This is a genomic window from Olsenella phocaeensis, assembly GCF_048189965.1.
GTDB classification, from domain to species: domain Bacteria; phylum Actinomycetota; class Coriobacteriia; order Coriobacteriales; family Atopobiaceae; genus Olsenella_I; species Olsenella_I phocaeensis.
This window is the reverse complement of sequence record NZ_DBEZHV010000012.1, coordinates 1-11630: the sequence shown is the minus strand read 5'-3', so window position 1 is coordinate 11630 and position 11630 is coordinate 1. Positions and strand designations below refer to the sequence as shown.

At 62.7% G+C, this 11630-nt stretch carries 8 protein-coding genes and 2 rRNA genes; 1 reads left to right on the top strand and 9 read right to left on the bottom strand.

Features of this window, described 5'->3' with window-relative positions; genetic code table 11:
• Positions 1-18: 18 nt before the first annotated feature.
• Positions 19-483 carry a PTS sugar transporter subunit IIA gene (locus tag ACMPH2_RS06145; protein WP_062529296.1) on the bottom strand — a complete coding sequence of 155 codons (465 nt, stop codon included), beginning with the start codon at positions 481-483 and terminating at the stop codon, positions 19-21.
• Positions 484-948: 465 nt separating this feature from the next.
• Between ACMPH2_RS06145 and ACMPH2_RS06140 the strand changes: the two genes are divergently transcribed.
• Positions 949-1722 (top strand): DeoR/GlpR family DNA-binding transcription regulator, encoded by a 774-nt coding sequence (locus tag ACMPH2_RS06140; RefSeq protein WP_062529294.1) that lies wholly within the window; start codon positions 949-951, stop codon positions 1720-1722.
• Positions 1723-1832: 110 nt separating this feature from the next.
• Here the strand turns inward: ACMPH2_RS06140 and ACMPH2_RS06135 are convergent, their stop codons facing one another.
• The 8 genes from ACMPH2_RS06135 to ACMPH2_RS06100 all read right to left on the bottom strand — a co-directional run.
• Entirely contained in the window at positions 1833-2132 is a 300-nt protein-coding gene (locus ACMPH2_RS06135) for a PTS sugar transporter subunit IIB (RefSeq protein ID WP_062529292.1), read from the bottom strand.
• Positions 2132-2587, bottom strand: a complete 456-nt coding sequence (locus ACMPH2_RS06130; protein ID WP_009278167.1) for a PTS sugar transporter subunit IIA — start codon at positions 2585-2587, stop codon at positions 2132-2134. The genes ACMPH2_RS06135 and ACMPH2_RS06130 overlap by 1 nt, the downstream gene beginning before the upstream one ends.
• A 128-nt stretch (positions 2588-2715) precedes the next feature.
• On the bottom strand, positions 2716-3594 hold the full coding sequence (locus ACMPH2_RS06125) for a YitT family protein (protein WP_062529290.1): 879 nt from the start codon (positions 3592-3594) through the stop codon (positions 2716-2718).
• Positions 3591-4706 carry a peptide chain release factor 2 gene (gene prfB, locus ACMPH2_RS06120; RefSeq protein ID WP_062529288.1) on the bottom strand — a complete coding sequence of 372 codons (1116 nt, stop codon included), beginning with the start codon at positions 4704-4706 and terminating at the stop codon, positions 3591-3593. The genes ACMPH2_RS06125 and prfB overlap by 4 nt, the downstream gene beginning before the upstream one ends.
• Positions 4707-7436: a preprotein translocase subunit SecA gene (gene secA / locus ACMPH2_RS06115; protein WP_417118913.1), complete on the bottom strand. Its 2730-nt coding sequence runs from the start codon at positions 7434-7436 to the stop codon at positions 4707-4709.
• 150 nt (positions 7437-7586) lie between these two features.
• The gene (locus ACMPH2_RS06110) at positions 7587-9101 is read right to left on the bottom strand and encodes an AfsR/SARP family transcriptional regulator (RefSeq protein WP_417118912.1); all 1515 of its coding nucleotides are present in this window, start codon (positions 9099-9101) and stop codon (positions 7587-7589) included.
• A gap of 1821 nt (positions 9102-10922) precedes the next feature.
• Positions 10923-11038 (bottom strand): 5S ribosomal RNA (gene rrf / locus ACMPH2_RS06105).
• Positions 11039-11147: 109 nt separating this feature from the next.
• Positions 11148-11630: ribosomal RNA gene (locus ACMPH2_RS06100) — 23S ribosomal RNA — on the bottom strand; the annotation flags it as partial.

Sequence of the window (11630 nt, the reverse complement as noted above, 5' to 3'; positions counted from 1 at the left end):
CTTGGGGCGTGGGGAGAATTACTCGTCCCCGGCAAGCGCGTCGATCTCTAGAAGCTCCTCGGGGCTCTGGATGTTCTTGAGCCTCTCGACCACCTCTTCGTTCGACATGATCACGGCGAGATGCTGCATGTTCTGCAGGTGGGACTCGGCATCGACGTCGCTGAGCGTAAAGAACGCCTGGGCAGTGGTGTCTGGGTCGTCCTCCGCGCCGAAGTGCACGGGCTCCTTGACGCGCATGAAGCCAATGGCGGAGCGGTTGGTTCCGACGGCGCCCTCCATGGCGTGCGGCATCGCGAGACCGGGAAGGAGGACGATGTAGGGACCATGGTCCTCGACGTTCTTGATCAGGCAGTCCGCGTACTCGGGCTCGACGCTGCCATCCGCGATCAGGGGCTTCACGCCCTCACGAAGGGCGTCCCTCCACTCGAGGGGGCCGTCGACGAGGGTGTAGCGCTTGAGCTCGTAAAGCTGGCGAAGTAGCATTTCTTGCACCCCCCTTCAGAGCACTCGTAGCTGCGCAAACGAGGGGTGGACATGGCATGCCCCTCTGCTGTCAGGAGAATTATATGCCTTTTCTGAATTTTGCCGTACCTGAATTTATGTTTTGAACGATTTTATCTTTCTTTTTTATCGTTTAAATGTTCTAATCGTTCATATATAAGGACTCCAAAGCATGTAGCTGCGATTTACCTATTTGAGAAGCTGGGACACATCCTTTGGGGGCGGGGGTAAGGCAATGGCGAGCGGCTTGTTTTTTGGGTGTGAGCGGCAACTTGAAATCTTTCGAATTACCCTTGTTTAACTGGTATTTCGCGATGATTGACCAAGCTCTTCCCTTGCACGGCATCCAATCACAGGCAGACTTCCTCGTCCAGCCTGCACTTTTTCTCGGCTTGTAGGATACTTTGATTGATTTGAACGCTTTAAGCAGTCTGAGGAGATGAGAAGATGAGCAGGAGTGGCTCCCTGGTAGACCACCGCCGCAAGGCAATCATCGACTATCTGACGGTCACCGGCAGGTGCCGCATCGCTGACCTCGCCGTGCGCTTTGGCGTCTCGCCTCTCACCATCAGGCGCGATCTCGACGAACTCGAAGGCCAGGGTGTCGTGCACCGTAGCTATGGCATCGCAGAGATCGCAGACCCCTTGGGAAGCCCCATCAGCTCGCGCATGGTCATGGCGAAGCGCAGCATTGCTCGGGCGGCAGCCCAGCTTGTGGAGGATGGCGACACGGTCTTTGTGAACACCAGCTCCACCGCGCTGGCAGTGCTCGAGCACATCAGGGCCGAGAACGTCACCATCGTCACGAACAATGGCAAAGCCCTGCAGGCACGGCCGTCCTCGTCCATCTCCGTCATCCTCACCGGCGGGGAGATTCGCCTCCCCAAATGGTCGATGGCGGGTGAGTTTGCCCTCGACAGCATCTCGAAGGTGAGCGCGGCAAAGGCGATTCTTGGCTGTTCGGGCCTCTCCGCCGAGGAGGGCCTGACGACCTTGGTTTCCCATGAGACCAGCATCAACGCCCTCATGCTCGAGAGGTCGGAGCGACACATCATCGTGGCGGACAGCGGCAAGCTAGGGGCCAACTCGAGCTTCTGCTACGGCAGCCCCTCGCAGGTCGACACTCTTGTGACGGACGCGTCCGCCAATCCTTCGCTGTTGGAGTCCCTCCTGGATGCCGGCGTTGGCACCATGATGCGCGTCGAGGTGCAGAACGACTAGGCGCCACTCCTCGTCGCACTCCTCTTGACCCCTCAACATAGGGCAGGGTCCCGATCGCAAGCAATGCGACCGGGACCCTGCGTCCACAACAAGGTTGGCCAACGGTGAAGTTACGCCTCGACGGCCTCGAGGAAGGCCTCGAGCTGCTCCTTGATCTCCTTCTTGTCCACGATGTTGCGAATACCGGCGACATGCGCGATCTTGGCGTCGGCCAAGAGCTCCTCCGCGAGGTCGCTCATGGTGATGACCAGATCCCCGTCGAAGTCCTGGATGGCATCGAGGTTGCCGGCCTCGGTCGCGATGGAATAGCCCTCCTCGTTAATGACCTGGTCGCACTTGATCTTGAGCATGGCGGAGGACCCCATGCCGGCACGGCAGCAGACCAGGGCACGATACTTGGCAGAAGACATTAGTTGCTCCTTTCCGCGTTGCGGACGGCGTCCACAACTTCCTTTGGAGAAGACGCCTCGTCGAGCACGGCGAAGAAGTCCTCGTCTGACAACAGCTCCACGAGCGACGCCAGCGCGTCCAGATGCCCGCTCGCGCTGGTGGCGCTCAGGGGGAACAGGTAGCGGACCGGGTCGTTGTCGGCACTGCCAAACTCGACCGGTTCGTCCAGGACCGTTACCCCCAGGGCGTCTTCCAGCGCACCACACTCGGGGCGAGCGTGCGGCAGCGCGACCCGTGGCGTGACGACGAAGTAGGGACCATGTTGCTCGGCGCCCGTGATTACGTCGTCCACATACTCCTGCGTGACCGCGCCGGACTCCAGGAGGGGGGCAAGTGAGAGACGCGTCGCCTCTCGCCAGTCGGACGCCTTGACGCCCAACCTCACGTACTTCTCCTTGAGCAGGTCGAGCAGCATGGGAACACCCGCCTCATCGAATCCGAAGCAATCTTATTCATGATACCGAATGCGGGAGCACGCATCACGCGCCGTGACAGATCACCAACACCTCATGCAACCCCTCGCCCGAGAGGTGAAGGGCCCAGCTACTCCCTGAGGCTCCCAAACCCCTCGCCAAAGGCCTCGTGCACCTCGGAGACGAAGACGATCGCCTCGGGATCGATGGAGGCGACGATCTCCTTCAGCCGCATGGTCTCGGTACGGCCAAGCACGCACATGAGGACGGGGCGGTCGTTGCCGCTCCACACGCCACGTGCCTGCAGCTCGGTGCAGCCGCGACCCATGGAGTAGAGGATCTCGTTCGCAATCTTCCCGTGCAGGTCAGAGATGATGTACGCGACGCGGGCCATGTTGGGGCCGTCCACCACCACGTCTACCAACCTGCCGCCAATGTACATGGCCACGCCCGCATAGAGCGCGTTCCTGATGGAGAATACGGGGGCCGACGCGAGCACGATGGCACCGTCCACGATCACTATGAGCGTGCCCAGGGGCATGCCCGTCCTCCTGGCGATGAGCTGGGCGATGATGTCCGTTCCACCCGTGTTGCCCCCCGAGAGGAACACGATCCCCACGCCGACGCCCACGAGAACTCCGCCCCAGATTGCCGAAAGCAGGAGCTCCCCCTCCGCGAGCACGGGCAGCAGCGGCGCCAGGAGGTCGGTGAAGAAGCCCGAGACCAGCATTCCGGCGACGCTCTGTGCCACGTAGCCCTTGTCCTTCGTGGTGAGGTAGACATATCCAAGGAGCAGCGCGTTCATCACGATGGTCTGGATGCCCACGGGCAGATGGAAGCCGGCCTTGGCGGCGAGGGCCGAGGTGATGGTGGCGAGGCCCGTGAGCCCACCTGCGGCGAGGCCGTTGGGGACCTCGAAGCAGTCGATGCCGACGGCATAGACGAGGGAGCCCAGCACTATCAGCCAGGACTTCCGGAAGACGGACCTCCAGGGCGGCAGCGCGCTCATCGCCCCTCTCCCCCGCCGACGGACCAGCGGTGGTAGCCCACGACGAACTTGTCCAGGTCCCCGTCCGAGAGGACGGAGTCCACGTTGCCCGTCTCGACCCCCGTACGCAGGTCCTTGACCAGCTGATAGGGATACAGGACGTAGCTCCTGATCTGGTTGCCGAAGCCGATCTCTCGCTTGGGGCCCCTCAGCTCCTCCAGCTCCGCATCCCGCTTCGCCTTCTCCAGCTCGTAGAGACGGCTGCGCAGGATGTTCATGGCGAAGGCCTTGTTCTGGAGCTGGCTGCGCTCGTTCTGGCAGGTCACCACGGTACCGGTGGGAAGGTGCGTGATGCGCACCGCGGAGTCGGTCGTGTTCACGCCCTGGCCGCCGTGCCCAGAAGCGTGGTAGACGTCAATGCGCAGGTCGTTGGGGTCTATGTCAACCTGGACGTCCTCGGGCAGGACGGGGAGCACCTCGACGCCGGCAAAGGTGGTCTGACGGCGCTTCTTGACGTCAGTGGGAGAGATGCGCACGAGGCGATGGACGCCCTGCTCGGCGCGAAGCATCCCATAGGCATTGGTTCCGGAGACCGTGAAGGTCGCGCGGTCGAGGCCGATGACCTCCGCGTCGCTGACGTCGTTGAGCGTGACCTTCCATCCCCTGCGACCGCAGTACGCGAGGTACATGCGGAAGAGCATCCCGCACCAGTCCTGGGCCTCGAGTCCGCCCTGGCCAGGTGTCACCGTGACGATGGCGTCGCCATGGTCGAGCTCGTCAGTGAACCAGCTCGAGAGCTCGAGCTCGGACAGGTCGGCCTCGAGGGAGTCCCTGAGGCTCGCGGCCTCCTCGAACAGCTCGTCCTCGCCGGTCTCCTCGCCCAGCTCGAAGGCGGCGAGCACGTCGTCGAGGCGCTCGCGGGCGCCTGCCATGCGGTCGATGTCGTCACGCAGCCGCGTGAGGCGCGTCATGGTGCCGCCCGCCCCATCCGCGTCGTCCCAGAACCCGGGCTCCGCGCTCCTCTTCTGGAGCTCGTCGGCCTCGGCCCGCTTCTGATCGAGGTGGAGGTAGCCTTCCACCTCGTCAAGCCTGGCGGAGAGCCCTTCTATGTCGGCACGCGTAAGGTCCGCCATCTAGCGGTTCCTACCATGGCAGTTCTTGAACTTCTTGCCGCTGCCGCAGGGGCAGGGGTCGTTACGGCCCACGCCCACGTAAGGGTCGGGGTCATCCTCCTTGCGGTAGGTGCCGGGCTTTGTAGCCGCCGGAGTCGCACCATGCCTGCCGTCGGAGGCACGGGCGACGACGCTGCCGCTGCGGTCGCCGTCGACCTCGGCGGGACCCGAGAAGCTTGCCCCACGAAGGCCGTCGTCCTCGCGGGGCTCGGGCGCATGCGCGAGCTCGATGCGCAGGATGGTGCGCAGGAAGTCCTCGTACATGGTGTTCACGAGCTCGGTGAAGGCAGCGTAGGCCTCGGTCTTGTACTCCACCAGAGGGTCTCGCTGGCCAAAGCCACGCAGGCCGATACCGGTCTTGAGGTAGTCCATCTCCTGCAGGTAGGCCATCCAGCGCGTGTCGATGACGCGCAGCATCACCTGGGCGGAGAGCTCCTGCATGATGGCGTCCGACAGGCGCTCGGACTTCTGGGCATAGCATCCCGAGACGTAGTCGCACACGGCCTCGAGGACGTCCGCCCGCTCCATGTCCTCGTCGAGCTCGGGAAGGTCACTCCTCCCCGTAAGCCCCGCAACCCACTTGAGAAGCCCCTCGAAGTCCCAGTCGCTGGCGTTGATGTCCTCCGAGCAGTACAGGTCGACGTTGTGCTCCACGGTGTCCCGCAGTACCTCGGCGATATGGCCCACGAGGTCCTTGCCGTCGAGGATCTTGTTCCTCTCCTCATAGATGACCTGGCGCTGCTTGTTCATGACGTCGTCGTAGTCGAGGACGTTCTTACGCATCGAGAAGTTGATCTCCTCGACCTTGCGCTGCGCGCTCTCGACCGCCTTGGTGACCATCTTCGACTCGATGGGCATGTCGGCAGGCATGTCATACTTGGCCATCAGAGCCGCGACGTGGTCCATGCGGTCACCGCCGAAGAGGCGCATGAGGTCATCGTCAAGCGAGAGGTAGAACACGGTCTCGCCGGGATCTCCCTGACGGCCCGAACGTCCTCGCAGCTGGTTGTCGATGCGCCGGCTCTCGTGCCGCTCGGTGCCGATGACGCAGAGTCCGCCGGCCGCGACGACATGCTCGCGCTCGGTGGCGCAGATCTTCCTCGCGCGCTCGAGGGCGTCGGCACGCCGCTCCTCGGTGACCTCCTCATCGGGCACGCCCTCTTGGGCGAGGAGGTCCTCGGCGAGTGCGGTGGGATTGCCTCCCAGGAGGATGTCCGTTCCTCGTCCGGCCATGTTCGTGGCGATGGTCACGGCTCCCTCTCGGCCAGCCTGGGCCACGATCTGCGCCTCGCGCTCGTGATACTTGGCGTTGAGCACCTCGTGTCTGATGCCGCGCTTGTCCAAGATGCGGGATAGACGCTCGGAGCTCTCGATGGAAACCGTGCCGACCAGGCAGGGCTGGCCCTTTGCATGGCGTTGTGCCACGTCCTCGGCAACCGCCCTGAACTTGGCGTCGATGGTCTGGTAGACAAGGTCGTTGCCATCCACGCGAATGACGGGCTTGTTGGGCGGTATGGCCTGGACCGGCAGCTTGTAGATCTCGCGGAACTCCGCATCCTCCGTCATGGCGGTGCCCGTCATGCCCGAGAGCTTGTCATAGAGACGGAAGTAGTTCTGCAGGGTGATGGTCGCGAGGGTCTGGTTCTCCTCGCGGATCAGCACCCCCTCCTTCGCCTCAATCGCCTGGTGCAGGCCCTCCGAGTAGCGCCTGCCCTCCATGATGCGGCCGGTGAACTCGTCGACGATCTTGACCTCGCCATCGACCACGACGTACTGCTGGTCGCGATGGAACATGTACTGCGCCTTGAGCGCCTGCTGCAGGTGGTTTACCAGCTGGCCGCTCATGTCGCCATAGATGTCGTCCACGCCCAGGGCGGCCTCGACCTTCCTGAGTCCGCCTTCGGTGGTCGCGATGGTGTGCTTCGCCTCGTCCATCTCGAAGTCGACGTCCTGGACGAGCCCTCGCACGGCGCGCGCGAAGTCCTTGTAGGTGCTGGCCGACTTCGTTCCGGCACCAGAGATGATGAGCGGCGTGCGCGCCTCGTCAATCAGGATGGAGTCGACCTCGTCGACGATGGCGAAGTGGTGTCCCCGCTGCACGCGCATGCCGGGGCGGGTGACCATGTTGTCGCGCAGGTAGTCGAAGCCAAACTCCGAGTTGGTGCCATAAGTCACGTCCGCCTCGTAGGCAGGCTTCTTCAGGTCGAGCTTCATGCCGTTCTGTAGCAGGCCGACCTTCATGCCCAGGAAGCGATAGATCTGCCCCATCCACTCGCTGTCGCGCTTGGCAAGGTAGTCGTTGACCGTGACAACGTGGACGCCCTCGCCCGAGATTGCGTTGAGATAGCCCGCCAATGTTGAAACGAGCGTCTTGCCCTCGCCTGTCTTCATCTCGGCGATCATCCCGCGATGCAGGGCGATGCCGCCGATGACCTGGACATCGAAGTGGCGAAGCCCCAGGGTTCGCCCGGAGGCCTCTCTCACCGTGGCAAAGGCCTCGGGTAGCAGGTCGTCCAAGCTCTCGCCGTTGGCGTAACGCTCCCTGAAGAGCACGGTCTGACCTGCAAGCTCCTCGTCTGACAACGCGGAGACTTCTGCCTCCCTGTCATTGACCTCTCGGGCGATCTTCTCGAATTCCCTGAGCTGCTTGTCGGCGCCTCGGGAAAGGAGGCGCGAGAAAAGGTTGGGCATGGCGCTCCTTTTCGTGCGTGGAACCTTAGTTCCAAGGAAGAGTCTTCAGCTCTTTAACTTTATCAATAGCATCCGTCACGCCCGTGCCCGTTGCGTCCTCTCACCAAAACGGCACCGCACTGACAGTACAACCGCAAGGCGTCGCAACTCTCATTTGTCAGGCTGGCGGTCCCCTTCCATCTCGTCGTCGCCCCGCGATTCGAGCGCCTCGCGGAAGATCCTGTCAAACGTCGATGCGGCTTCGGCCGCTGCCCCTCCCCTGCGGCCAGAGCGGGCGTACTCGTCCCACATCTCCCGAATCTCCTCGAAGCGACCCATCATCGCCAGCGCCTTGACAAGGGCCTCCGTGGCGTCCTCGCTGCGCCCGCCCTCCTGGATTGCCGACCTGGCAAAGAGGGAGGACATGTAGGGCCTCCCCTCCCTGAGCGCCGCGGAGGCGGCGCTCACCATGGCGTCGCTATACGTCCTCCGCAGCTTTCTGGCCTGCCGCCCGTATGCCCCGGTGACGTCAGGCACCGCCCCGATGACCGCCCCGCCCCCGTAGAGCCTGCGCGCCCGCGCCGCGTGGGCCAGGAGGAAGCGATCGCTGCCCTCCTGTTCGAATACGCCGTCGAGCTCCGCCCTCAACTCGTCTATGTCAACCGAGACGAGCTCCTCGTTGAGCTCCAGGCTCCCGTTCGTCCTATTGCTGACGAGAGGGTCCATCCCATCGTGCCGACCGCCCAGGATCGACCTGAGCGTAGACACGCACTCGTAGAGCTTTTGCATGCCACGAACGTAATCCCGGTCTCCCCAAATCGCCTCGAGGGCCTCGTGCTTTCGAAGCCTATGGCCCCTTGCCATGGCGAGGAGACAGAGGAGCTCACCCGCATGCCTCCTGCCCAGCCGGGAGATGGGCACGGCAATCCCGTCCACGCTCACGTTGAGCCCGCCCAGCAGCCTCACGCTCGCCCTGCGCGCGGGAGGTCGATAGAACCCCGCGGCGTCGAGGGCAATCTCCCCTTCTAGATTATCGCCCCCGCATCGCTCGTCCATGCAAACGGGAGGGGTTGGAATGGCCTCGAGTGCGCGACTCCAGCTGTCGGGAAGGCTCAGGCGCAGGGCCGCGGAAGCAGGGCCACAGCGCGTCGCGACCAAGCCTAACGCCCACAACAGCTCGCGCGGGAAGCTCTTTGACGAGAGGCCGCGCATGCTCCCGACGCGCACGCGCTCGCCATGACTCGCCTTCACCAGCATCACCCCAAGCTGGTCAAGCGGCGTCAGGTCCACGATCTTTCGCTGGACTGGCGGCTTTTCGCCCATCGCTATGCGCGCGGCGAGCAGAACCAACCGGGCTGCCGAGGCGAGGTATTTCGAATTCGCGGCATCAGCAAGCTCGATTGCGCGCGTGGCACGCACGTGCGCCCTCGAGCAAGAGTCGGCCCCCAGGTCTCCCACGGCGCCAGAGACGAGCAACGCTGCCTCAACGAGCAGGTCCCCGTACTCTCCAGCCCGGGCGATGGCGAGCTCGAGCCCCTCTATGGACTCCCTTCTGCCCATGAGGATGCTGGCGGAGGACTCCAGCGCCTTGCGATAGATCGACAGCCTCTTAGGCGAGCAGCGCTCGATGACTTCCCGGGCCCCAACGAGCTCCCCTTCCTCCTCTGCGGTGGCAGCCTCGCCCATGAGACATCTTAGAAATGAGAAGTCGAGGCACGCCAGGGCGGACGGCAAATCCTTCGGGCTTCTTCTCCTTGGCTCGTCGAGCAGCAGCGCGAATGCAGAGGTCAGCTCTCCTCCTGCGCAAAGTCCGAGCACCGTCGCATGGAGGCGCAGGAGACGTGACCACTCGTCATCGTCCGCGCTTTTCGCACAGAGAGGGCGTGACACCCTGCCAGAGAGCACGTCCCTAACGTTTCCCAGCAAGCTCACGTACCTTGTCGCGGGACCATACCCCTGCGCCAGCTCGGTACGCGCGTAGCCCATCGCGAGTCTTCCCCGCGCATACTCCGACGTGGTGCCCGATAGCTCCAGCATTGCCTGACGAGTCACCACTGCGGGCATGCAAAGGTCCTGCCCTATGGGAGTGCCGGCATTTTGAAGGCCCTCGCATTCGGCCAAGCGGCCCGACAGGATATACCCCACTCCATACGACGCCGCCAGGGCAAGGGCATCCTCGTCCACGCAGAGCCGAGCGAGCATGGCGGAGCGCACGTATTCACCTCTGCGCGCAAGCAATTCCGCACAGCTCTTACAGAGTTCGGACGCAATGGCTCCATACTCCCCTAGCACGGAAGCAAGCCCAGGGAAAATCTCCTGGTCATCCGCTCCAACAACAGAGAATCCGTCGGCCACAAAGTCGATTCCCAGCGCAGGAGCGCACTCATGCATCCAAAGGAGGGTCTCGCCATCAGGTCGCAGCCCCAGTTCACCAAGGTCGTCAAAGCTGCCTCTACCAAGGAGGATCATCGCAAGACGAAGCATAAGATCCTCGTCGGACAGGCTCGATCGTAAGTGCGAGATGATCAGGCGCTTGAGCGCGTCAAGATATCTAACGGATGAGAATCGCCCCTCCAGCAGACCTCCAGACACAAGGGCGGCACAAAGGGAGGGCACGCCATGCGACAGGTGCAACGCCTGGTCCTCGTCGGGGAATTCGCTAAAGTCGCGGATGCAAAGATCCTGGCCAGTGAACCTGATGGCGTCATCCAAGCTCTCGAACAAGACCGCCGAATCAGGACTGATGGTCATCGCCACCAGCGCTCCGGCACCTAGCATCTTGCGTATGGCACGGAGCTCGCGACCCACGTCCGACTCGTCTCCGGGAGGCACGCCCTCAAGGAGCACGGCCACTCGTTTGCCGGCCCTGCGGGAGGCAACGACCTCGCGGGCAATGCGAACGATTCTCCCCGGCGCCGAACTGGCGTCCTCTGGCACGAAAAGCGAGTATTTGACGCAAGAGCCCGCGCGGGTCTCAATGGACAGAATTGACTTGAGAAGTCTCGTCTTTCCCATTCCGCACTCAGAACAAAACACGACGCAACGAGCCTCGTCGTCACTGCGTCGTCTGCATGAGCGCAGTAAGTCCTTACGCAGAAAGGAATCCCAAATCGCATCCTGAGAAGAACTGGCTGGCAGCATCTTGTCATTCACCACGAACTCACTCCCTAGGAACACGGTACAGCGAATTTTGCACACCTTCTATATATGGCTTATTAGCAGGAAAAATAAAAGGCAGAGTGCGTGTCGCATGGCAAACGGTAGGTTTATGATTGATTTATTTAAGATGCATAATGCAATTTCAAATTATTTTAAACATTCAAGCTATTAAGCATGAAACCTACGCGACGTTTAGCATAATTAGGCGAACGGCAGATATGCCAAAAAAATGGTTGATAAAGGTGCCAGAGTCGCAAAACACTGCCTCCCCGCGCGGGCCGGGGCCCCGGAAACGCGAGGAGGGGGAGGCCCCCCGGGACCTCCCCCTCCTGTCGAATGCCCGTCGCTGGTCGGCGGCGTCCTGCTCTCCCACGGGCTTGCCCCGCAGTACCATCGGCGCTCGGGGGCTTAACTTCCGGGTTCGGAATGGGACCGGGTGTGCCTCCCCTGCCATGGCCGCCGACCAGCGTCGGGCGTTCGATCCCCGGGACGGCCGAGCCGTGCCCTGGGGGCCGCACAGCGCGCCAAGACGCCTCCCTCACCATGAAGTCCGCACCGATCCGGCCCATGTGGGAAAAGAAGAGCTCGGCCGATTAGTACCGCTCGCCTGAGCGCCTCGCGGCGCTTGCAGCTGCGGCCTATCAACCTCGTGGTCTACGAGGGGCCTTACCGAAAGGAGAACTCATCTCGGGACTGGCTTCCCGCTTAGATGCTTTCAGCGGTTATCCAGACCGGACTCAGCTACCGGGCAGTGCCATTGGTTGACAACCCGTTCACCGGAGGTCCGTCCACCCCGGTCCTCTCGTACTAGGGGCAGCCTCCCTCAGTTCTCCTACGCCCACGGAGGATAGGGACCGAACTGTCTCACGACGTTCTGAACCCAGCTCGCGTACCGCTTTAAATGGCGAACGGCCATACCCTTGGGACCTGCTCCAGCCCCAGGATGCGATGAGCCGACATCGAGGTGCCAAACCTTCCCGTCGATGTGGACTCTTGGGGAAGATCAGCCTGTTATCCCCGGAGTACCTTTTATCCGTTGAGCGACGGCCATTCCAC

Bases quoted from the DNA above. Each gene is read 5' to 3' on its own strand.
- ACMPH2_RS06145 (WP_062529296.1), bottom strand. From the start codon at position 483: ATGCTACTTCGCCAGCTTTACGAGCTCAAGCGCTACACCCTCGTCGAC.
- ACMPH2_RS06140 (WP_062529294.1), top strand. From the start codon at position 949: ATGAGCAGGAGTGGCTCCCTGGTAGACCACCGCCGCAAGGCAATCATC.
- ACMPH2_RS06135 (WP_062529292.1), bottom strand. From the start codon at position 2,132: ATGTCTTCTGCCAAGTATCGTGCCCTGGTCTGCTGCCGTGCCGGCATG.
- ACMPH2_RS06130 (WP_009278167.1), bottom strand. From the start codon at position 2,587: ATGCTGCTCGACCTGCTCAAGGAGAAGTACGTGAGGTTGGGCGTCAAG.
- ACMPH2_RS06125 (WP_062529290.1), bottom strand. From the start codon at position 3,594: ATGAGCGCGCTGCCGCCCTGGAGGTCCGTCTTCCGGAAGTCCTGGCTG.
- prfB (WP_062529288.1), bottom strand. From the start codon at position 4,706: ATGGCGGACCTTACGCGTGCCGACATAGAAGGGCTCTCCGCCAGGCTT.
- secA (WP_417118913.1), bottom strand. From the start codon at position 7,436: ATGCCCAACCTTTTCTCGCGCCTCCTTTCCCGAGGCGCCGACAAGCAG.
- ACMPH2_RS06110 (WP_417118912.1), bottom strand. From the start codon at position 9,101: ATGGGCGAGGCTGCCACCGCAGAGGAGGAAGGGGAGCTCGTTGGGGCC.